Genomic DNA, 23,055 nt, shown 5'->3' on the forward strand with positions numbered 1-23,055 from the left:
TGATCGGTGACCCATGAAAGACAGACCTTTTAACCCCTAAAAACACGACATCTGTATTTAGCTGCCGCCACGACATCTTGAAATGGCTATGACATTGTGTGTTACGGCAAAGCTGTAATGTCGTACCTGGGCAAAGCTGAAACGTCGCATGTCATGCTGGCTGACCTTTGACGGGAGGCTCGCATGACGACATCCGGGACGATCACCATGACGATGCGCGAGGTGGACCGGCTCAGGACGATGCAGCCGGTTGTCGATGGCATGCTGATGACGTGGCAGGCCCAGCAAAACTACCCTACATTTGCTGTTGGTCGGTGCTGGTTGAGCGCGGGAATATGGCAAGGTCGCTCGTCGCACACCCGGACCGACGAACGAAGCAACCACAACTGAATTCCAGTTCCGGCCCGGAGGAGACATGAAGACCTTCAATGACATCTGGGGTCTCATTGTTGGCAGGCCGCTGGATCCGCTCGATCCCCGAACTCGCCACGCGATCGCGGTCACGCCACTGCTGGCATGGGTGGGCCTCGGCGCCGACGGGCTGTCATCGTCGTGCTACGGGCCGGAAGAAGCCTTTCTGGCACTCGGCCAACACACCCCGCTTGCATTGTTTCTCGCGCTGGCCACCGCAGCGACGGTTTTCATCATCGCGCTCGGATACAACCAGGTCATCCAGCTGTTTCCCACAGGTGGCGGCGGCTATCGTGTTGCGACCGCTTTGCTGGGTCCGCACCCTGGGCTGGTCTCCGGGGCCGCGCTGCTCGTCGACTATGTACTGACCATTGCGACGTCGCTCGCAAGCGGCGTCGATGCATTCTTCAGCTTGCTGCCGATGAGCGCGCAGGCGTTCAAGCTCACGACCGAACTCACGCTTATCGTCCTGATGACCGGCCTCAACTTCCGGGGTATGCGCGAATCAATCATGGTGCTGCTGCCGATCTTCCTCGGATTCGTCGTGTTGCATCTAGGCCTCATCGTTTACGGCGTAGCAGTGCACGGCGAGTATCTGGCCACTGTTGTTCCGGGCGCCGTCGGTGAGGCGCGCGGCATGTCGCACGCTGTTGGCCCCCTCGTGGTAGCGGCCTTGCTGATGCGCGCGTTCTCGCTAGGCGGGGGCACGTACACGGGCCTCGAAGCGGTGTCGAACAACGTCAACATGCTGGCCGAGCCTCGCGTGCCGAACGGAAAGACGACGATGTTCTATATGTCCACTTCGCTCGCGTTCACGGCCGGCGGCATCATCCTGCTTTACATGTTGTGGCATGCCCAGGCGGTGGAAGGTCAGACGCTCAACGCGGTGGTATTCGGCAGCGTCATCGATCATCTCGGGCTCGGCTCGGCGTTTGCACGGCATGCGCTGCTCGCCGCCGTGCTGGCATTCGAGGCCGGTCTGCTGCTGGTCGGCGCACAGACCGGCTTCCTCGATGGACCCGCCGTACTGTCGAACATGGCGTCCGATTCATGGGTGCCCCGCCATTTCCGTGACCTGTCGACGCGTCTGGTCAGACAGAACGGCATCGTCGTGATGGGTATCGCCAGTCTCTTCATCCTGCTTTGGACGCACGGCGACGTTTCGATCCTGGTGGTGCTGTACAGCATCAACGTCTTCCTGACGTTCAGCCTCTCTCTGCAGGGCTTGTGCATCTACTGGTGGCGCCACCGCCGCGACGGCGATCACTGGCTCAGGCACTTCGCACTGTCCGCGCTCGGGCTATCGGTCACGAGCACCGTGCTGGTCATCACGCTGATCGAGAAGTTCACTGCGGGCGGCTGGTTGACGGTATTGGTGACAGGCGCAGTCGTAGCGCTGTGCCTGGTCATCAAACGGCACTACAGCGAAACGCGCGCTCTGGTCGCGAAGGAGGACGCACTCTTTAGCGGCGCCCCGCCCGATGTCGGCGACGCGTCGATCCCAGGCAAACCGGATACGTCCCAGCCGACCGCTATCCTGCTCGTCGGCAAGCATCGCGGAGCCAGCATGCACGCACTGCTATGGGTGAACAGACTGTTTCCGGATCACTTCAAGAACGTAATATTTCTCGCAGTCGGCGAGGTGGACGCGCAAAGCTATGAAGGCGCGGAGCACCTGCAGAGCTTGCGGCAAACGATCTCATCATCTCTCGACTACTACGTCGCGCACTGTCGCCGGCACGGCATCGCCGCCGAATACCGGATCGCTTTTGGCACGCACCCGGTCGGCGAGTTCATCAAACTGGCGGAGTCCACGATGGACGAATTCCCGAACAGTGTTTGCTTCGCCAGCAAGCTGATTTTCAAACGAGTCAATTTTCTGACTGCATGGCTGCACAATCACACGCCAGTCGAGATACAGGAACGTCTGCATCTACAGGGCAAGCAGATGGTGCTGCTGCCGATGAACGTTGGATGACTCAGTGAACCATCGTCACGGGTGTGATCGTCCGTATCGAGAGCGCCGCAAGCGTTGCCAGTCTTCTAAACAACCCCATATGACTGGCGTCGATCACCATCACGTCGGGTCGGGTCGTTGCGGCATAGGCGGCGATGGCTTTCGTGCGGCGGCCGAATACCCGTTTCCATTTGTACGGTACGCCGGCCTCTTCGAGGATCGCGCGAGCGTCGACCAGCGCCTTCAGCATGGCCCGTTTTTCCAGCCGCGCCAGTGAGCTTCGGGTATGAAAGGCTGCAGCGCGCCCCTGATCGACGGGTTCGAGTATTTCGAGCAGTTCGACCTCGGTAACGCAGCGCTCCAGATACATGAACGCCGCAAAGCGCGCGGCCTCTGCTGCACCGTCGTGATCGAGAACAGGGATTAGCATGCGGAACATCGAAATCTCCTGGCGGATACCTTGTACCTTCAGGTTAGCTAAAGCCGCGTTAACGCCGCGTAAAAGTTGCGGTGAGTACCGCATGTTCAATCTGGGATGCGTTCGCAGCCCACCTGGCGTAGCAGGACATGCGCGCTGAGCTTGCCGGGGCGACGGACTAGCGTTCGATGATGGGCGATCTGCTGACGGATGGTCCCCTACCGATGCATCGCCCCACCCTGTGTCTCATAGCCTTTAAACAGCTGGAGCACGGCGTTCGCATCCCGACAGACCCGGAGCCGTTCGCGAAACTCGTGGTCGCAAAAGTGCTGTGCAGCGTCCGCCAGCAAATTAAGGTGCACCGTGTTCGCCCACTCGGGCACGAGCAGTACGATCGCATCACTCACCGGATATCCGTCCGGAGCATCGAACAGGATCGGCAGCGCCAGCCGGACGTACAGCACCAGTTCCTGATGCAGCCCGCTGATCTGGCCGTGAGGAACGGCGACACCCTGACCCAGCCCCGTCGATCCCAGTGCTTCGCGCGCTAAAAGCCCTGCTGTTACTGCTTCCGCTGAAAGTCCGTGATGGCGCTCCACAACGCGGCCTGTTTCCACAAAGAGCGCCTCGCGATCGTCCGCCTTCAGATCAAGGAGAACGTGTTCGCGCCGCAGCAGATCGGCGATAGTATGCTGCTTTCGACCCGCTCCGAATGGCCGGCGGCGCGAATCAACGTGGTCCGGTACGCCATCCCGGGTCAGGTCGCGCCATGCATCACTGGGAGCGTCCGGAATTTCGAGCATGTGGTCGACCGCCGCACCGGGCGCGATGATTGCAACCCGCCGCATCGCGTCGGTCACCGCTTCCTTGGGCAGATATAGCGCAAGCTGCATTTGATCCGTGCCGCGCAGTGGCGCAAGACGGATCGTCCATGACTGGCCGCCGCAATCGCGTATCAACGCATGGCGTAGCGCAGCTGCGTGCTGCGCGTCGAGCGTGATGCGCACAATCACTTCGTTGGCCCGCTCCCGCCGGGGGCGCCTTCGGCCAGGGACATCGTCCCGTCCGAGGAGTCGCCGTAAATGTGCGAGGGAATGTTGCATACCGCCCTTCCGTCTTCCGCTAATTGCTTTCAGGCTAACTGAAGCCGCGCTAAAGTTGCGTAAAATTTCAGCGAAACGAGGATGCAACTGATCGAAAATGCGGAGGGCTTACCGGGACGAGGCAATGCACTACGCCCGACACGACGCACGAATCCCCTGCCCCCGGTGCAAGCGGCAATCGCGATCTGCTTCAACGGGTTGGTCGCTTCAATGCGCGCCGACCAGCCGATAGCCGACGCCCGACTCGGTGATGATGTGCTCAGGATGTGCCGGATCGCGTTCGAGTTTGTGGCGAAGGTGTCCCATGTAAATTCGCAGGTAATGGTGGTTCTCTGTTTGCGACGGCCCCCACACTTCACTGAGAAGGTGCTGATGGGTCAGTACGCGTCCCGGATGGCGCACGAGCGTTGAGAGAAGGCGGTATTCGATCGGGCTGAGATGAACGACCCGGTGGTCCCTCACTACCGTTCGCTCACCAAGATCGACGATGACGAGGCCAAAGTGAACCTGTGGTGGTCCGACACGATCACTGCTGTTCTGCCGACGCAAGTGCGCGCGAATCCGTGCCGTTAACTCGGGCAGGCCGAACGGCTTTGTCAGGTAATCGTCGGCTCCCGCGTCGAGCGCTGCGACTTTGTCTCCTTCGCTGCTCCGTGCCGATAAAACGATTACGGGTATTGCGGACCAGCTCCTCAATTCCCGGATTACATCGATGCCATCCATGTCCGGCAAAATGAGATCGACGATGACCAGATCCGGCATCCGCGTCGCCGCCAGGGCCAGGCCATGCGCGCCTGCCGGCGCATCAAACACCCTCATCCCATCCGCTTCGAGATGCAAGCGAACGAAACGGCGTATGTGTTTATCATCGTCGATTAAAACAACCGTAACAGTGGGCTCGCTCATTGATTTGCCGCGCTGACTGCCGCGATCGGTGTCCTGGTCTTCGCCAGGCGCACATTCGTTTAATCATCGAACCGACGCCGGCCCATACACGCGCCCGGACCTGGCGAGCGGGAGCGAGATCAGTGCATCGGTTTCAGATCGTCCAGTGCGAGATTCAGATTCAGCACGTTCACGCGCGCCTCGCCGAAGATGCCGAACTGTCGCCCCGATGTACTGGCAGCGACAAGGCCGGACACCTGTTCGGTCGTCAGGCCCCGCGCCTTTGCTACGCGCGCGGTCTGGTATGCCGCAGCAGCCGGACTGATCTCGGGATCCAGCCCGCTGCCTGAGGATGTCACCAGATCCACGGGCACAGGTTGTGACATGTCGTTTCCTGCTGCTCTCAATGCGTCGATGCGGCCTTTTATTTCGTCGGCGAGCGCAGGGTTGGTGGGGCCCAGGTTAGAGCCGCTTGAGCTCTGCGCGTTGTACGGCATGGGTGAAGTGGCCGACAGCCGTCCCCAGAAATAGTAGGGGGCATCGAACTGTTGCCCGATCAGTGCCGAGCCTGTCGCCTTGCCGTTTTTCTCGATCAGGCTGCCGTTTGCCTGCCTCGCAAAGAGAGCGTGGCCGACGCCCGTCACGACAACAGGATAGACCAGCCCGGTTATCACGGTCATCAGGACGAACAGCACGAGCAACGGGCGAATCAGCGTTTTCATGATGTCTGCTCTATTGGGTCAAACCCAGCCGAAGACGTTCAGGACCATATCGATCAGCTTGATGAACGGGAACGGCAGCAGGATGCCGCCCAGCCCGTACACCAGCAGATTGCGGCGCAGCAGCGACGCCGCACCCAGCGGTCGGTACTTCACGCCTTTGAGCGCAAGCGGAATCAGCGCAACGATGATCAGCGCGTTGAAAATCACCGCCGACAGAATGGCCGATGACGGCGAGCTCAAATGCATCACATCGAGCACCCGCAGTTGCGGATACGTCGTTGCGAACGCGGCCGGGATGATCGCGAAGTACTTGGCGACGTCGTTGGCAATCGAGAACGTCGTGAGCGAGCCGCGCGTCATCAGCATCTGCTTGCCGATCTCGACGATCTCAATCAGCTTGGTCGGATTCGAATCGAGGTCGACCATGTTGCCGGCTTCCTTCGCGGCCTGCGTGCCGGTGTTCATCGCCACCGCGACATCGGCCTGCGCGAGCGCTGGCGCGTCGTTGGTGCCGTCGCCAGTCATCGCGACAAGGCGGCCTTCGGCCTGGTGTGCGCGAATCGTCGTCAGCTTCGCCTCCGGCGTCACTTCGGCGAGGAAGTCGTCGACACCGGCTTCGGCAGCGATCGCGGCTGCGGTCAGCCGGTTATCGCCCGTCACCATGATGGTTTTGATGCCCATCTTGCGCAGTTCGGCGAAACGTTCCTTGATACCGCCCTTCACGATGTCTTTAAGCTCGATCACGCCCAGCACGCGCGCACCGCTTCCAACCCGGTCCTGCTCCGCAACGACAAGCGGTGTGCTGCCACGCCGCGAGACTTCTGCGACCACGGCCGCGGCCTCCGCCGGGAAACGGCCACCGTGCGCCTCGACATAGTGTTTGATTGCATCGGAAGCGCCCTTGCGAATCTCGCGATCAGGCAGATCGACACCACTCATGCGCGACTGCGCGCTAAACGCAAGGAAGGTGGCCCGCAACGCGTGCATGTCGCGTTCGCGGATATTGAAGCGCTGCTTCGCGAGCACGACGATGCTGCGGCCTTCAGGCGTTTCGTCAGCGAGCGAAGACAGTTGCGCAGCGTCGGCGAGCGCTTCCTCGGTCACCCCCGGCGCCTGCGTAAAGGCCGAAGCCTGGCGATTGCCAAGCGTAATCGTGCCGGTTTTGTCGAGCAGCAGCACGTCGACGTCGCCGGCGGCTTCCACCGCGCGGCCCGAGGTCGCGATCACGTTCGCCTGCATCATCCGGCTCATGCCCGCCACGCCGATTGCCGACAGCAGGCCGCCGATGGTCGTCGGGATCAGGCAGACGAGCAATGCGACGAGTGCCGTGATCGTCACCACGTGGCCGGCTTTCGCGACTTCGACAGAGAATATCGAGAACGGCAGCAGCGTAGCGGTAGCAAACAGCAACACGAGCGTCAGCGCGACCAGCAGGATGGTCAGCGCGATCTCGTTCGGCGTCTTCTGACGCTTCGCGCCTTCGACCATCGCGATCATCCGGTCGAGAAATGCCTCGCCCGGGTTCACACTGACCCGCACGACGATCCAGTCCGACAGCACGCGTGTCCCGCCCGTCACCGACGAAAAATCACCCCCTGATTCGCGGATCACCGGCGCGGACTCGCCCGTGATCGCCGACTCGTCGACCGACGCGACGCCTTCGATCACCTCACCGTCGGCCGGGATCACATCGCCCGTTTCGACCAGCACGACATCGCCTTTGCGTAGATCAGTGGCTGTAGTAATGCGAATCGGCGACTTCGGATGCGCCTCCTCAAGCTTTTTCGCCATCACGTCGCGTTTCGCGCTGCGCAGCGACGCAGCCTGCGCTTTCGAGCGACCTTCGGCCAGCGCCTCCGCGAAGTTCGCGAACAGCACCGTGAACCACAGCCAGAGCGCGATCGCAAGGATGAAACCGGCCGGCGCCTCAGCTTGCCCGGTGAGCGCGGCGATCCAGAGGATCGTCGTCAGGATGCTGCCGACGTACACGCAAAACATCACCGGATTGCGTAGCTGATGGCGCGGCGCGAGCTTCCTGAACGAATCGATCAGCGCCGGCCGTGCAATGACCGGATCGAACATCGAACGCGCGGCGTTGCGCGCCTGGCCGATGTTGCCAGGCTGATGCATCGGCGGCTGGATACCGTTAGTCATGCTGTCCTCGAAGTCAATGGCTCGCGACCATCATCAGATGCTCGACGACTGGACCGAGCGCCAGTGCAGGCACGTAAGTCAGTGCGCCGACCAGTACTACCGTGCCGAGCAGCAGCACGACAAACAGTGGCCCGTGAGTTGGAAGCGTCCCGGCGGTAGCGGAGATGCGCTTCTTTGCCGCGAGCGATCCGGCGATGGCCAGAACCGGCACAATCGACCCGAAACGGCCGAACCACATCACGACCGCCAGCGAGGTGTTGTAGAACGGCGTATTGACCGACAGGCCGGCAAAGGCGCTCCCGTTGTTGTTTGCAGCAGAACTGTAGGCGTAGAGGATTTCGGAGAAGCCGTGTGGCCCAGGATTGGAGACGCCCGCCGTGCCGGCGACCGTCAGCACGCCGATCGACGCGCCGACCAGTACGAGCAGCGGCGTCAGCAGCACGGCAATCGAAACCATCTTCATCTCGTACGACTCGATCTTCTTGCCGATGTACTCAGGTGTGCGCCCGATCATCAGGCCGGCGACGAATACCGCGAGCAACGCGAAAACGAGCATGCCGTAGAGACCCGAGCCGACACCGCCGAAGATCACTTCACCGAGTTCGATCAGCAACAGCGGAATGAAGCCGCCAAGCGGCGTCAGCGAATCGTGCGCGTTGGCTACGGCGCCGCAAGAGGCGGACGTCGTCGCCACGGTAAAGATGCCGGACTGCGCGATGCCAAAACGCGTTTCCTTGCCTTCCATATTGCCGCCCGCCTGCGAGGCTGACGCGGTTTGATCGACGTGAAGCGACGTAAATAGCGGATTGCCGCTCTGCTCAGACGAAATCTCCCCCCAGCAGCCGATTGCAAATGCGATCGTCATCGCGGCGAGCACCGCATAGCCCTGACGCTGGTCGCCCACCATCCGGCCAAACACCAGACACAACGCGGCCGGAATGACCAGCATCGCGATCATTTGAACGAAGTTCGCGAACGGCGTCGGATTTTCATACGGGTGCGCGGAATTACCGTTAAAAAAACCGCCGCCGTTGGTGCCGAGCATCTTGATGGCTTCCTGCGACGCGGCCGGTCCCATCGCGATGGTCTGCTTGTCGGCCTTGTTGTCCACCATGACCGGATTGCCTGTGGCGTCCTTGAGCGGGTTGCCTTGCGCATCGGTCTTCGGGGTCTGATACGTTGTCACCTGCAGCGTTGCTACGTCCCTGTACGCTTCGAAGTTCTGGATCACACCCTGGCTGATGAATACGAGCGCGACGACAGTCGCAATCGGCGCGAGGATGTAAAGCGTAATCCGCGTCATGTCGACCCAGAAATTGCCGATGGTGGCCGCTGTATGACGTGCAAAGCCGCGGATCAGCGCGATCACGACAGCGATGCCTGTAGCGGCCGACAGGAAGTTCTGGACCGTCAGGGCGGCCATCTGCGTCAGGTAACTGACGGTCGACTCCGGCGTGTAGTCCTGCCAGTTCGTGTTCGTGACAAAGCTGACTGCAGTGTTGAATGCGGCGTCGGGCGTCATGGGTCCAAAACCCTGCGGGTTTGCCGGCAACCATTGTTGCAACCGCAGAAATCCATAGACGGCAAGCACGCCGAGGGCGTTGAAGGCGAGCACGGCCAGGGCATAGTGCTTCCACGACATTTCAACCTTGGGGTCCACACCGGCGAGCTTGTACAGTACGGTCTCGACCGGTCGTCCGATGCGACGGACAAGAAACGATGAACCGTCAAGGACGGCTGTCATGTAGCGCGCCAGCGGAATAGCCAGCGCTATCAGCACGACGATATAAAGGCCGGGCTGGAACAGGTCATTGAAGTTCATTCCAGCTCCTCCGCTCGCAACAACGCGTACACGAGGTAGACGAAGAGAATGAGTGTCGAGGCAGCCGCGAGCCACGTCATCCAGGTAGTCATGGACGGCCCCCAGGAGTGCGCTGAAGCTTCTCGCAACCGACCACGAATGCTGCGACAAGGCCGGCGAATGCGGCGATTGCAATGAGGTAGATCAGGTCCATGGCTTCGGCTCCCCACGACGGACTCTTGCACGATCAAATCTAGTAAAACCCGCGTAAACGCAGTGTTAAGACCTCACGCGAATCTGTAAAAACGCTGGTCGTGCGATGGACCTCGAAGTGCGCCCTATGCGGTGCATGCGATGGATGGAAAACCCCGATCAAGCCGGCTGTCATCTGGCGGAGCGCAACGCTGGCGCTGCCGTTGTGATGCAGGCGCAATCGCCGCGATCGGATACGCCGCATTAACGGCGCTCCCCTCTCCTTTTATAAAATCGCTACACCGTTGCTGGGAGAATCTCCCTATCGAAGAGTGGGGTCTCAAATGCCGGGGTTTCGTCCATATGGAGATGCAGCGGAAGATCACGTGGAAACAGGTGAGCACGGCGCCGTAATCGTCCGCCGTCGAATGCTTCGCCGCTTATGCTTCGGACTTGCGGTGACTTCCAGCGTGCTTGCGCTGCTGGCGATGAGCCTGGGTTTTTCCACGATTGGCGTCGCCGGCTATGTCGCAGCAATCTTGCCGTTCGCGTTCTTTTCGTAGAAGTCTGTCGCAAGCGCTTGTGGGAACACGCCAAGGCGTGATGGGGGCGAAAACAACACGAAGTGTATGAATCGGACATAGGCCGACGATGTGCTCTTACGAACGCTTGCGACAGCCTGGTTTTAAAACGACAAAGCGGGAACTGAACACTCAACCGTCCGTGGACACCCGATCCGCCAGCAACAACCGCCGTGCCTCGGTCACCGCACCCGCCAGATCCAGCCGCAACGATGCATAAGCGGACCGCTTCACATTATCCGGCAACGTCCAGTCCCACTTTTCGTTATCGACGTTCTGGATCGCCTGCAGCGCTGCGGTCGTTTCCGATACCGTCATCGTCGAAATCCGCTGCAACGCATCCCGAACCGCGCCAACGCCCGAAACCCGAACGCTCACGGCCGGCCCCTGATTCCACGCATCCAGATTTTCAGCACGCAGCAGAACGACCAGCGCATCGTTCAGCCAGTCGCCAGCCCACGTCGCCAGCATCACGCTGTTGCCTTCGACGAAAATCGATCGCGTCGCCAGGTTAGCTGAAGCAAAGTATCGACGCGCTTCGTCCAGCAGTGCGCGACCCTTCGTGTCCAGAAACACAACGGGCTCCGTTTCAGCGAGCACGCGAAACATCTCGCGCCGCACTTCGTCATGAACTCTCGCGCCCGTGCCGTCGAAGACGGGTGGCGCACCGCCCCGGTCCGGATGAACGAACACCGTCTTCCTTTCGGCGTCGACATCCTGCACGCGCCAGCGCTGCCCGGCGAAAATGATGCTCTGGCCCGGCGTCAACGGATGCGTAACCGGCAGCGAACCGAGTTGCCGGCTGCCGGCCACCACGCGGAATTCGTCGTCGCTCGAAAACGACGCGTAGAACTCGTAGTGATTCACGATCCGCTCGCCAGCAGAGCCATGCAGCAGCAAGCCACCCTTTAAGCCACCCTTCTCCTGGACAATCAGATCCCTGCTGCCGAGGCTGCGCAGAATGGCCGCAAAAGCCGGCTTGTCGATGCTGTCGAAGGGACCGTCCACGACAAGCGTCTGCCACAGTTCGACAGCCGTGACGCCGCCGCGCTCGGCGATGATCGACAGTATCTGCTGCACCAGCGTCGACGGATGCAGCCCACCTGCGCGTGGCGGCTCAAACCAGCGTTGCAGCAGCAGCCTGACCATTGCAATCGACTGCACCAGTCCTTCGCGCAACCGGTCCGAGAAATCCGAATCGTCGCGCAGCTCTGCCTCGACGCAATAGCAGCGCAGGATCGCAGCTTCGCCCTTGCGACGACCCGAGCGTCCGAGCCGTTGCCGCAGGCTCGCCACGGAAGGCGGCGGCCCGATCTGCGCCACGCTCTTCACGGCGCCGATGTCGATGCCGAGTTCGAGCGTCGTCGTGCAGACGGCGCTCGCCGGGCGGTCGCCCGCCTTGAGCGCGCGCTCCGTCTCTTCGCGCAACTCCTTCGACAGACTGCCGTGATGCGGCCAGAATTCGTTTGGATAACCGTCTCGTTCGCACGCGCGACGCAAGAGGCTCGCGTAGTTTTCCACCAGCCGGCGACTGTTCGGAAAGATCAGGTTGTTCGATCCGCGCAACGCGCGATAGATCTGGTTCGCCACTTCGAGCGTACTGCCGGGCACGTCGTCTTCGAGCGCGGGCCGCTCGTCCGGTGCCAGGTCAAAGTCGAGCCGCGCGCCCTTCTCCACGAATCCCTTGATCAGAACCTTCAGTTCCTGGTCCGCGCTTGCCGACTCGATGATGTCGATGGGCCGCGTTGCCCGCGCGCGCAGAAAATTTGCGGCAAGCCGCATGTCGCCAAGCGTCGCCGACAACCCCACGCGCGGCACCGCCCTGCCGCAGACGCGATCCACACGATGCATCAGCGACTGCAGTTGCATCCCGCGCTCGGAGCCGATGAACGCGTGCAGTTCATCGACGACCACATACCGGAGCGCGCTGAAGATCGAAGCCAGCGACGAACCGCGATTGACGAACAACGCTTCGAGCGATTCCGGCGTGATCAGCAGCACACCCGCCGAATGCTTCAGGAAGCGCTGTTTGCGGCCCGCGGACACGTCGCCATGCCATCCGGTCACCGGAATGTCGAGCGACTCACAGAGCCGCTCGAGACGCAACCATTGATCGTTGATCAGCGCCTTCAGCGGGCTGATGTACAGCACGGATCCGACACAACGCTCATCGCGAAGCAGATTCGACAGGATCGGCAGAAACGCCGCCTCGGTTTTTCCGGCGGCGGTTGCGGCCGCGATGATGACATCGCGGTCCGCACCGATCAGCGCGGGCACCGCCCGCTCCTGCGCGTCGCGAAGTTCCGTCCAGCCTTCGCGCCAGATCCATCGGCGGATCCGTTCGTCGAGCAGGTCGAAACTTCGCGAGTCAGTTGAGCCGGAAGCTGGTGAGCTCATCGTCGCTGTCCGTTGCGATGTCGGCTGCACCGCCGGTGTCGCGCTCGACTTCAAGGCCGCCGATCATCTGCCGCCAGTCCGCCTCCGGGTTCTGTTCCAGCACGGCCAGCAGGTTGACGAACGCGGTAATCGTAGTGCGTGGCGTGCGGAAATACGCTTCGCCCAGACGTGACGCGCAATGCGCCATGAAATCCTGGATCGCTTCGGCGGGAAGGAGCGCCCTGCCCGCGTCGCCGAATGCGTGGACGATGCGGATCTTGTCGAGCAGCACGTAGAAATCTTCCGGCGTGAGGCTCGCGAGCCGGATCACCGGCCCGCTATAGTCGACGAGCCCGTTCGTCGCAAACGCGTTTTCCGCGAGGCGCGACTGCAACGCCGGATAACTGTAGAGACCGCGCCGCGTATCGAGCAGAAACTCGGGCGTGCCGCCCAGCACGAAACCCAGCCCGACGGCCGAGCCTTGCAGCGAATCGTTCAGGATGCGCAGGATCTGTTCGTAGTTGGCGTTTCTCGCCTGCACGTTCGCGAGTTTGTACAGGTTCACCAGTTCGTCGAGGCACACCATCAACCCGCTGTAGCCGGCCATTCGCACGAAGCGGCCGAGCAGCTTGAGCTGGTCGTACATATTGGCGTCGTCGACGATGGTCCGCACGCCCAGCGCGTTGCGCGCGTCGGTGCGCGTCGAAAATTCGCCACGCAGCCAGCGAACCGCGTCGCTTTTGAGCTGCTCGTTGCCTTCTTCGAAACCACGGCAGTACGCGGCGATAACGTCCGCGAAATCGTAGCCGTTGACCATCTCGGTCAACTGTCCCAGCTGCGCGCGAATGACCGCTTCGCTCGTGCGGCCCGTTGCCTTCGCTTCAGTCTTCGCCTGACCGATAAACTTTTCGACGACGCCCGCCAGCGCTCCGCCTTCGGGCTTCGTACGCGTCGCCATGTTCTTGACGAGTTCGGCGTACAGCGACCTGGCCTGACCGCCCGACGCGTGAAGACGCCGGTCCGGATTCAGGTCGGCGTGCACGGTGACGAGCTTTTTCTCGAGCGCGATGGCCCGGACCAGGTTCAGAAAAAACGTCTTGCCCGCGCCATACTCGCCCACGACGATGCGAAAGCTCGAGCCACCATCGGCGACGCGTTCGACGTCCTGGAGCAGCGCTTCAAGTTCGCGCGCGCGGCCCACCTGAATCAGATGCTGCCCGACCCGCGGAACAACGCCGGCGCGAAGAGACTGCAAAACCGCGTCGCGGTCTTTGGGGCGAATCGTTGTCATGCTGCCAACCTTTGAGCTAGATCCTGATTGATCTCTACCGGGTCATCCCCGTCTGTGAGCGGCTCGTCCCAGTGATCGAGCGACGCCTCGTTGACCTGTTCGATCGCGCCGTCGAGCATCAGTTCGAGGTCCGCCGCGGCATCGGCGAGCTCGGCGCGCGTCCATGTGGGACGGGAAACCAGAAGCCGCAGGAAGGTCGAATGCGCGTCGTCCAGACCGAGCAGCGCCGTCGGCGATGCTTCGATCTCTTCAGGTTCATCGGGTTCTTCCGGCTCCGTCGCAAGTATCGCGACATCCGATGCCGACGGCTGCTCTTCGACGAACACATCGGCAAGAATCGCCGACACGCGCGCTGTTTCGTGCTGAAGCGCGGCGATCCTCGCGGCATCGAGCACGAACCCGCGGTCCGCGGACGATGCTCCCCGCGCTACGCCCTTCGATGCCCGCGCCGGCTTCGTTACACCTGAAGTACCCGAAGCACCTACTGTTCCCGGTGCCGCACTCGCGCCCTGATGCAGATCGATATATAGGCGCTGCGGGTCGAGATCAAGCATACGATAGATCTTCTCCAGCAATTTCACCTCTTCCCGCGAGACCGTGCCGTCTGCATTGGCGGTCTGCACAAGAAAGCACGCAATCGCCTGTTTGACCTCAGCGGGCAGCGGTTCGAGCTTCTTCTTCAACCCGGCGCTGGATGCCGTCTGCGCGAGCTGCACAAGATTTCTCGCCTTCAGACGGGTCTGCTGCAGCGGCGCAAGATGAGACCATGCGTCGATTTCCCGCTCGATCAGCGCGATTTCCGCATCCGATGCGCTGCCGTCCGCTTTCGCCACCGCGGCGGCCAGGTCGACCATCAAGGTCGCGACGAGATAGGCATCGTCGGCCTTGACGACGTCGGTCGTTGCGGGCGCAACGAACAGCGCCAGCGCGTCGTCGGCCTTCGGCGTGCGTGCGCCGAGCCGCACGTCCGGCTCGACCGCCACGCCCGACTGCGACAGCGCGGCGAAAAACGACGCCAGCTTGTCACGCGTCAGATTGCCCATGACCTTGAAGCGCCCGAGCAACGCGCCAAAACGCGTGACAACCGTCCCGCCCGCGACCTCGCCAGCGAGCGCGCCGATTTCCTGATGCGTCGAATCGGGCCACAGATCCGGCGGCAACATCAGCGTGGCTTCGAGCGAACCCTGTGCGTCGGGATTGCGGCCCAGATAACGGCTGTATGCACCGAGCGCGTCGGCGGATTCGTTCATCAGCAGCTGCAGCCTGTTGCGCGGCCCGGTTACCGCGGCCACGTCCGGCAAGCCGAGCAGAAATCCCGGCAACGGTACGTTCTGGAGCGCCTTGAACGCGGGCTGCGGCAGCACATTGAGCCGCGTGCGATTCACCGGTACCAGCATGCCTTCGTGGAAGCGCTCGCGGTATTTGCGCACGAAGATCCGGTCGAACTCGTTCGCGCAACGCGTCACGGCTGTACGACGGATCATCATGGGGTCCAGCTTGACCCACGCGAGCGCCCAGCCGGCCGGCACCGGATGGTTGTCGACCGCGGCCTGCCCGAAGGCGACGCGCACGTTCAGCGGGACCTGATAGCCGGTCGCGGAGCCGTTCGGCGCCGTCTGCTCGTAGACCTTGCCGGTTCGCGACGTCATCAGGCCGATGATCTCGAGCAGGTTCCGGACGTGTCTTTGCCACGTATAGTCGGCGTCGAGATTCAGCATCCGCTGCAATTCCCGGACGATCTCGCCGTATTCGGCTTCGCTCACCTTTCCGGCCGCGCCGTCGATCAGCACGCGCCGCTCGAAGCCGTACAGATGCAAAAACAGATAGCCGGTGTTGATCGGCGATTTCCTGCGATCGGATCCGAGCCATTCGAGGTAGGTGCGCCGCTGCTCGCCTGAAAGCGTCGCGTAGTTCAGCGAGACGAAGCCGACCTCCGCTGCGGGATCGGCGCCCGATTGCGCCACATGCGCCTCCATATCGAGCACGCACGCGTCGACCGGCCCGGGCCGGGCCCGACGGAAATCGCCGACGTAAAAGAAGCCCCGGTCGATCGACACATCGGCGACTTCGACCGTTTCGCCCGGCATGACCCAGCGCGTCGAAGATGTCGCTGCGCGCGCAGGCGTGTTGATCCGGTAGCCGTCGGGAGCGGCGCTGTCTGAAACCGAAACGGTTACCAGCGGCTCATCGCCGTGGGAGCCGGAAGGATTTGTCATGGAATAACAGGCTCGTGAGCCTTGTGCGAAGTGAATGCAGGCGCTGCATGAGCGCGGGCGCCCGATCTGCTCCGCCCCCGCCCCATTTTTGTCCTCGCCTGACGGTCTTCGGTCTGTGCCCGCACATCGCGGGCCGGCTTGGGTTAGCCGCTGATTATATTACGGGTCTTTTAGGGTCAAAGGACGGGCGCGAAGCCGCGCCGCGCCGCAATAGCAAGGCCCGCGATCCGCCTCGCATGGCTGATCGCGGGCCCGACGGTGTTTCGGCGTAAAGGCGGAATGCCGTTACGCTCAACCTCCTCCGCCCTGCGTGCCGAGCGTGATCTTGTTCGTGACCGATGTCACACCGGGCACGCCCTTGGCCACTTCTTCAGCCTGCGGGATCTGCGCGCCGTCCGGCACCGAGCCGGTGAGCGTGACCGCGCCACCGCGTGCGCGAACGAAAACGTTCGACACATCAAACCCTTGCGCCTTCGACAGCGCACGACGCACGTCCAGCCCGAGCTTGCGATCCGTCTTCTTCATCGCCTTTGCGCTCGGGGCCGAGGCGGGTGCCATGGCGTCGCTCGACTGGGCCCATGCGCTCGATGCCACCGACACGCAGACCACCACGCCCAGCGCCTTCAACATCTGCATTGCTTTCATGACCTCTCCTCTTGTTTGATTCGTCGATCGTTCGGGCCGGTTCAGATGCCGTCCCGCATCGCAGCACGCGCACTGCATTACTCCGGACGCCCGCCAGCGCGCATCAACGCGCGACGAGCCCCCGCACCACCCTGTTTGCTCAGGTGGCACAAAGCAATTTAATCCACCCAGGCACCAAGCGCAAAGAATTTAGCGGTGCGCGGGAACCAGCGGCCCGCCGCGCGCGGGCTGTCGGGCCCGTCATTCCACATCTAGCGCACCATCTGTACGCCGGGTGCGTCGTACGGCGCCAGCAGGTGATGCGCGTACGCCAGCGCTTCGACCGGCCGGCTGAACAGATACCCCTGCTGCTTGTCGCAGCCGATGGAGCGCAGAAAGGCCGCCTGCGCCGCTGTTTCCACGCCTTCGGCAGTGACATTCATACCGAGCGAATGGGCCATCGCCACCACCGCCTGCGTGATCGCGACCGAATCGCGATGATCCGGCAGGCCGGCAACGAAAGAGCGGTCGACTTTCAGGTTGTGCAGCGGAAACCGCTTCAGATATGACAGCGACGAATAGCCGGTGCCGAAGTCGTCGACCGAAATCCGCACGCCCAGGTCGGTCAGCGCCCGTAACATCGGCAGCACGGCCTCGCTGTCGCGCATCAGGAGGCCTTCGGTGATCTCGAGTTCCAGCGCGCCCGGATCGAGCCGTGTGCGCGCGAGGCAACCGGCGATCCGCTCGACCAGCCCGTCATTGAACTGGCGCGGCGATAGATTCACGGCGATCACGAGATCCGGCGCGATCGTGCGGCGCCACCCGGCGGCCTGCTCGCACGCGCGTTCGAGCACCCAGTGACCGATCGGGATGATGAGGCCCGTGTCTTCCGCGACCGGGATGAATTCCGCCGGCGACACCTGACCCAGCTCCTCGTGATGCCAGCGCAGCAGCGCTTCCGCGCCGATCGTGCGGCCGCAGCCGCTGTCGATCACCGGCTGGTAGACGAGGCTCAGTTCGCCCGCGGCCAGCGCGCGGCGCAGCGACTGCTCGATCGTGAAGCGGCGTTGCAGACGCTGGTTCAGCTCGGCGGTAAAGAACTGGAAGTTGTTCCGGCCGCGCTGCTTCGCGTGATACATCGCAGAATCGGCGTTGCGCATCAGCATCGTGGCGTCCTGCCCGTCGCCGGGCGAGAGACTGATGCCAATCGACACGCCGAGGTAATACTCGTTGTTCGCCACTTCGAACGGCACGGCAATCGTGTCGAGCACCTGGCGCGCGAGCGTCGCGAGATCCTCGACATCGCGATACCCGCTCACGACGATCACGAACTCGTCGCCGCCCACGCGCGCCAGCGTATCCGCATCGCTCACGCAGCGCGCGAGCCGTGCCGCGACGCTGCGCAGCAACGCATCGCCGGCATCGTGTCCGGCGGTGTCGTTGACCTTCTTGAAGCCATCGAGATCGACGAACAGCACGGCGATCCGTTCGGGTGGCGCAGAGCCATCAGCGGGCTCGAAGAGCTCGCGCATCCGGTCGCCCAGATACGCGCGGTTATAGAGACCGGTCAGCGAATCGCGCGTCGCAAGCTGCCGAAGCTGCCGATGCGCCTCGCGCACCGGCCCTATATCGTTGAACGAGATGAGCACCGAACCCGGCTCGCTTTCGCCGGGTTTGATGATCGGCACGACGTTTTCGGTGATCCACACCATCTCGCCATCAGCCAGCTCCAGCCCGATGACGAGGCCTAACAGCGGCTTGCCGCTCGCGAGCACACGACGCGTCGGCTGCTCGCCATCCGGAATGGACGACCCGTCTTCCCACACTGCGCGCTTCATCACGCTATGGATGCTCTCGCCGATCAGGCTCGTCCTTGCATGCAGCATCCGCCGCGCGCTGGGATTGCACGCCAGCACCACGCCCTCGCGCGACTGCACGACGATGCCCTCGTTCAGATGATCGACGACCAGCCGGTGATGTTCTTCGCTTTGCGCGAGACGCCGCGCGATGGTGTCCTGATGGACCGCGAGCCCTACGCTGCGGCCGATGTCGCGCAGGATCGCTTCCTCTTCCCGGCCCGGCCGCCGCGGCGCGCGATAGTAGACGGCGAATGCGCCGAGCACGGTGCCCGCGTCGTCCTGCAGTGGAATCGACCAGCACGCACGCAGTCCGATTGGCAACGCGAGATGTTTGTAGTTCGCCCAGAGTGGATCGCTTTCGATGTCTTCGACCACCACCATGTGTCGCTCGAACATCGCGGTGCCGCATGAGCCGGTCCCCGGCCCGATCGCGAGACCGTCGATCGCCGCGCTGTAATGCGCGGGCAATGACGGCGCAGCGCCGACCCTTGCGCGGCAGCCATCCTCGTCCAGCAACAGGATCGTGCACGACGACCCCGCGCCCAGCAGCGCTTCGGCGCGCCGGCATACTTCGACAAGCAGTTCCGGCAACGGCGTATTACGCGTGATCAGGCGCAATACGCTCTGTTCGGACGCGAGCACTTCCTCGGCCAGACTCGACCGGTAGCGTGCGCTCTCCGGCTCGACGTCAAAGGCGAACCCTGCGGTCTCTTGACGAATCATAGTTGCGCTCCCTAACCCGACATCGGCAGTTCCAGAGCCCTGGCGCACTGGGGTTTACGCTAATCGCTGCGAAAAGAAGCGTGGGATCGACCACAGGACCGACAATACACGAAGCCGGCACCGGGCCGGCGTGGTTAATATTTAGCAAACACCGGGAAATGGGCGGGGTGCGGCGGCGGCTTTCAGGCGCGTCGGCCTGCGCGCCGGTTGTCAGCGTCTGCACGAGGTGTGCGGCAGCGCTTGCGCATCGTGGCAGACTATTCGCATCTACCGTGATGGGGCCGATCATGGAGCGTCGTTTTATCGATCGGGCGGAAGCGGGCCGCGTGCTCGCGTGCCAGTTACATGCCTACGCACACCGCAGCGATGTGGTCGTGCTCGGTCTGCCGCGCGGCGGCGTGCCCGTCGCGTTCGAAATCGCGCAAGCGCTTGCCGCGCCGCTCGACGTGCTGGTGGTTCGCAAACTCGGCGTGCCGGTGCAGCCCGAACTCGCAATGGGCGCGATCGCGTCCGGGGACGCGCTGTACGTCGATCGCGAGTTGCAGGACGATACAGGCGTGACGCAGGCGGAATTCGAGCGGGTGCTGACGCAGGAAAGGCTTGAGTTGAAGCGACGTGAGGCGCTGTACCGCGAAACACGGCCGGCGCTCACGGTGACGGGACGGATTGTCATCGTGGTCGACGACGGCATGGCGACCGGCGCGACGCTCAGAGTAGCGGCGCAGGCGCTGCGTTCGCAAGCACCGGCCAGGATCATTGCGGCGCTGCCGGTCGCGCCCGCGAATGCGGCGCGCCGGCTCAGCGATGTCTTCGATGAATTCGTCTGCGCGATGACGCCCCACGTCTTCTTCAGCGTGGGCCAGTTTTACGCGGACTTCAGCGAAACCGTCGACGATGAAGTCCGCGACCTGCTCGCGCGCTCATATCGCGACGCGCACTAAAACGCCCTGCAAGGCGCTGCTTTCAGGCGGCCTGCGCGGTGAGCGCGAGCGGCAGATAGTTCTGCAGATATTCCTCGAAATCCGCTTTCACCTCGGGATGGCGCAGCGCGAATTCGACGGTCGCCTTCAGATAACCGAGCTTGCTGCCGCAATCGAAACGCGTGCCGAAATAGCGATACGCGAGCACCTGTTCTTCGGACAGCAGCGACTGCAACGCATCGGTCAATTGCAGTTCGCCACCCGCGCCCGGTTTCAGCGCGCGAATGTGTTTGAAGATCGTCGGCATCAGCACATAACGGCCGACCACGCCGAGATTCGACGGCGCCTTCTCAGGCGCTGGCTTCTCCACAATCCCCGACAGCTTGATGACATCCTCTTCCCACTCGCGGCCGTCGACTACGCCGTACGAGCGGCTCTCCTCGCGCGCAATGGTTTCAACGCCCACCACCGAGCTGTGATAGTGGTTGAATACATTGACCAGCTGCTTCATGACTGGCTCTGAACTGTGCAACAGATCGTCGGCGAGGATCACGGCAAACGGGCTCTCGCCAACCAGCTTTTCCGCGCATAGCACGGCGTGACCCAGGCCGAGCGCCGTGGCCTGGCGAACATAAAAACAGTCGACGTTCGCCGGCTTGATGCTACGCACGAGATCGAGCAGCTGTTCCTTGCCGCGTGCTTCGAGCTCGGCTTCGATCTCGTACGACTTGTCGAAGTGATCTTCAATGGCCCGCTTGCTGCGGCCGGTGACGAAAATCATCTCCGTGATGCCTGCCTCGATGGCCTCTTCCACCGCGTACTGGATCAAAGGCTTGTCGACGATGGGCAGCATTTCCTTCGGGCTCGCCTTGGTAGCGGGCAGGAAACGCGTCCCGAGGCCCGCCACGGGAAACACGGCTTTAGTGACTTTCAGCATGGTTGCGTTCTCACATCGGTTGATGACTGTGCGTCTCGCCAGACTCCGGCGGCTCCGCGTTCCTCGAAAAGACTAACGGAAAATAATTCATGCGGAGAATCGAAATTACTATTAAATCTCGATATGCATAATCATTCAGACGGAGTTGCCATATTATGAAATCACATCGGAAACAGTTACACGACAGCTATGCGAGCGGCGGAAGGAATTTCCGGCCGGACGGCCGTTGATCCGCAAGATGCAGGCAGCGTGCCGGTTGCCTCTGTCGTGCATTACTCGTGCTCTTCCATGGGCGGCAGCTTGCTGCCCTGATTCATCCGGAAACGGCTGATCGGCTCGTTCTTCAATGCCTCACGGTACGCAGAAATCGCGACGAGGATCAGCAATACGGCGACACCTGCCAGCAGATGCATGTTCATGGCGCTACTCCCTGGTTCCAGCAATCCGGCCTTCAAACTAGCATGAAAAAATGGGCAAATAATTCGGGTGTCCGGATTAGATTCTTTTTTCTTCAATCTTCCATCAGTGCGCCTTTTAATTACCTTTGAAAGGCGATTTTTTATTCATTTATTCATTGTCGTCGCGCATTACGATAGTCGTGCGACCGTGGGCCCGCATGCCGGCCCACGCGTGTGTATCTGCCGCATCTGCCCTGGCACACGCATGAACAAGGATTCCGCATGAGCGACCCGGCATTGAACGCCTCCGGCACATCGCTGCCATTCACGGCTTCACCCCGCAGCGGCACACGCGCGGAAAGCGCCGCCAAGGAACACATCGTCGATGCGATGCGGGGTTTCGCCGCCCTGCTCGTTGCCTATTTCCACTGCCGTCAGGTCACGTGGGTCGGCATGGAGACCTTCCACCGCACAGCAGGCAAGGTGCTCGACTTCAACACGATCGTGTCGTATCTGACGTTCCCGATCGCGTGGGGCTCGGCGGGCGTGCCGATTTTCTTTGTCATCAGCGGTTACTGCATCCATCGCGGCGGCGCATTGCGTCTCGCTGCCAATCCTGCGTACAGGCTCGACGCGGTGAACTTCTGGGCACGCCGGTTCGCGCGCATCTATCCGGTGTTGCTGGCCGCCCTGCTGCTGACCTTCGCGCTCGATTCAATCAGCTATCAGTTGCCGCCTGTCAGTCACAAGCTGAAGGACATCGGCCTGCATGTGTTTCTGGTGAACCTGTTTTCGCTGCAAGGCGTTGCGGGCAGAACGTACGGATCGAACGGTGCGCTCTGGACGCTCGCGCTCGAAGTGCAGTTCTACGCCGTCTATCCGCTGCTTTTTGCATTGCGCCGTCGGACAGGCATGCCGTGGGTCGTGGCGATCATCGCGGCGATCAACGTGGTGTCGGCGCTCGTGCTCGAACGACATGACATACAGTTCTTCACCTCGTACTGGCTTTCATGGACGCTCGGCGCCTGGATTGCCGAAGCGAAAGCGCACGCCGGCGCTCGCACCCGCCCGCTATCACCGTGGCTTTATGCAGCGGCGGCGACATTCATCCTTGCCGGCTTTGTCGCGTTTCACTTCGGGCAATACGCCGCGTTCCAGCTTTGGGCGATCGGTTTCGCATGCTATCTGCTGAAAGCGCTCGATCGTCCCGCTTCTAACGCGCCGCGCTTCGCGCTGCTGTCGCGTCTCGGCGATTTCAGCTTCTCGCTTTACGTCGTCCATCTGCCGCTGTTCGTGCTGCTGTCCGCACTGGTGTTTCACTCGACGCTTCAGGTCGCGATCTGGCCGTCGTTCGCATTCCTGCTGCTCGCCATTCCTGTTGCGTGGGTGTTCTACCGTATGGTCGAACTGCCTGCGATGAAATGGTCAGCGAGCCTCAAGCCCAAGGTAAAAGCGGCGCGCGCTCGAGTCTGAGCGGGCGCCGCCTG

Annotated in this window: 18 protein-coding genes; 4 read left to right on the forward strand and 14 right to left on the reverse strand. The window is 62.2% G+C overall.

Features of this window, described 5'->3' with window-relative positions; all coding sequences use genetic code 11:
• The first annotated feature begins 183 nt into the window (after nt 1-183).
• Nucleotides 184-390 (forward strand): hypothetical protein, encoded by a 207-nt coding sequence (locus P3T21_RS12875; protein ID WP_429256326.1) that lies wholly within the window; start codon nt 184-186, stop codon nt 388-390.
• A 25-nt stretch (nt 391-415) separates the two neighbouring features.
• Nucleotides 416-2,389 carry an APC family permease gene (locus tag P3T21_RS12880; protein ID WP_429256327.1) on the forward strand — a complete coding sequence of 658 codons (1,974 nt, stop codon included), beginning with the start codon at nt 416-418 and terminating at the stop codon, nt 2,387-2,389.
• Nucleotide 2,390: 1 nt separating this feature from the next.
• Here the strand turns inward: P3T21_RS12880 and P3T21_RS12885 are convergent, their stop codons facing one another.
• The 12 genes from P3T21_RS12885 to P3T21_RS12940 form a co-directional block, all read right to left on the reverse strand.
• Nucleotides 2,391-2,807 (reverse strand): universal stress protein, encoded by a 417-nt coding sequence (locus tag P3T21_RS12885; protein WP_429256328.1) that lies wholly within the window; start codon nt 2,805-2,807, stop codon nt 2,391-2,393.
• 197 nt (nt 2,808-3,004) lie between these two features.
• Complete coding sequence (locus tag P3T21_RS12890) at nt 3,005-3,646, reverse strand: PTS sugar transporter subunit IIA (protein WP_429256329.1); 642 nt, start codon at nt 3,644-3,646, stop codon at nt 3,005-3,007.
• A gap of 450 nt (nt 3,647-4,096) precedes the next feature.
• Nucleotides 4,097-4,795 carry a response regulator gene (locus P3T21_RS12895; protein WP_429256330.1) on the reverse strand — a complete coding sequence of 233 codons (699 nt, stop codon included), beginning with the start codon at nt 4,793-4,795 and terminating at the stop codon, nt 4,097-4,099.
• Between the two features lie 119 nt (nt 4,796-4,914).
• On the reverse strand, nt 4,915-5,496 hold the full coding sequence (gene kdpC / locus P3T21_RS12900) for a potassium-transporting ATPase subunit KdpC (RefSeq protein ID WP_429256331.1): 582 nt from the start codon (nt 5,494-5,496) through the stop codon (nt 4,915-4,917).
• 18 nt (nt 5,497-5,514) lie between these two features.
• Nucleotides 5,515-7,578: a potassium-transporting ATPase subunit KdpB gene (gene kdpB / locus P3T21_RS12905; protein ID WP_429256626.1), complete on the reverse strand. Its 2,064-nt coding sequence runs from the start codon at nt 7,576-7,578 to the stop codon at nt 5,515-5,517.
• A gap of 85 nt (nt 7,579-7,663) precedes the next feature.
• Nucleotides 7,664-9,472, reverse strand: a complete 1,809-nt coding sequence (gene kdpA / locus P3T21_RS12910; protein WP_429256332.1) for a potassium-transporting ATPase subunit KdpA — start codon at nt 9,470-9,472, stop codon at nt 7,664-7,666.
• Complete coding sequence (gene kdpF / locus P3T21_RS12915) at nt 9,469-9,564, reverse strand: K(+)-transporting ATPase subunit F (protein WP_408432217.1); 96 nt, start codon at nt 9,562-9,564, stop codon at nt 9,469-9,471. The genes kdpA and kdpF overlap by 4 nt, the downstream gene beginning before the upstream one ends.
• A gap of 792 nt (nt 9,565-10,356) precedes the next feature.
• Complete coding sequence (locus P3T21_RS12920; RefSeq protein WP_429256333.1) at nt 10,357-12,621, reverse strand: DEAD/DEAH box helicase; 2,265 nt, start codon at nt 12,619-12,621, stop codon at nt 10,357-10,359.
• Complete coding sequence (locus P3T21_RS12925; protein WP_429256334.1) at nt 12,593-13,891, reverse strand: ATP-binding protein; 1,299 nt, start codon at nt 13,889-13,891, stop codon at nt 12,593-12,595. The genes P3T21_RS12920 and P3T21_RS12925 overlap by 29 nt, the downstream gene beginning before the upstream one ends.
• Entirely contained in the window at nt 13,888-16,107 is a 2,220-nt protein-coding gene (locus tag P3T21_RS12930; RefSeq protein WP_429256335.1) for a TerB N-terminal domain-containing protein, read from the reverse strand. The genes P3T21_RS12925 and P3T21_RS12930 overlap by 4 nt, the downstream gene beginning before the upstream one ends.
• Before the next feature lie 291 nt (nt 16,108-16,398).
• A complete protein-coding gene (locus tag P3T21_RS12935; protein WP_429256336.1) occupies nt 16,399-16,752 on the reverse strand; it encodes a BON domain-containing protein in 354 nt (117 codons plus the stop codon).
• A gap of 251 nt (nt 16,753-17,003) precedes the next feature.
• Nucleotides 17,004-19,313, reverse strand: a complete 2,310-nt coding sequence (locus P3T21_RS12940) for a bifunctional diguanylate cyclase/phosphodiesterase (RefSeq protein WP_429256337.1) — start codon at nt 19,311-19,313, stop codon at nt 17,004-17,006.
• Between the two features lie 287 nt (nt 19,314-19,600).
• On the opposite strand from P3T21_RS12940, the gene P3T21_RS12945 reads away from it, so the two are divergent.
• On the forward strand, nt 19,601-20,254 hold the full coding sequence (locus tag P3T21_RS12945) for a phosphoribosyltransferase (protein WP_429256338.1): 654 nt from the start codon (nt 19,601-19,603) through the stop codon (nt 20,252-20,254).
• Nucleotides 20,255-20,276: 22 nt separating this feature from the next.
• Here P3T21_RS12945 and galU read toward each other — a convergent pair whose 3' ends face one another.
• Together galU and P3T21_RS12955 are read right to left on the reverse strand one after the other, a co-directional pair.
• A complete protein-coding gene (gene galU, locus P3T21_RS12950; RefSeq protein WP_429256339.1) occupies nt 20,277-21,170 on the reverse strand; it encodes a UTP--glucose-1-phosphate uridylyltransferase GalU in 894 nt (297 codons plus the stop codon).
• A 272-nt stretch (nt 21,171-21,442) separates the two neighbouring features.
• Nucleotides 21,443-21,589 carry a hypothetical protein gene (locus tag P3T21_RS12955; protein ID WP_429256340.1) on the reverse strand — a complete coding sequence of 49 codons (147 nt, stop codon included), beginning with the start codon at nt 21,587-21,589 and terminating at the stop codon, nt 21,443-21,445.
• Between the two features lie 261 nt (nt 21,590-21,850).
• Here P3T21_RS12955 and P3T21_RS12960 point away from each other — a divergent pair, with 261 nt between their 5' ends.
• Nucleotides 21,851-23,041, forward strand: coding sequence for an acyltransferase family protein (locus P3T21_RS12960; protein ID WP_429256341.1), 1,191 nt, complete (start codon nt 21,851-21,853; stop codon nt 23,039-23,041).
• Nucleotides 23,042-23,055 lie beyond the last annotated feature (14 nt).

Origin of the sequence: Paraburkholderia sp. GAS334 (assembly GCF_050436625.1) — a bacterium.
Lineage (GTDB): Bacteria > Pseudomonadota > Gammaproteobacteria > Burkholderiales > Burkholderiaceae > Paraburkholderia.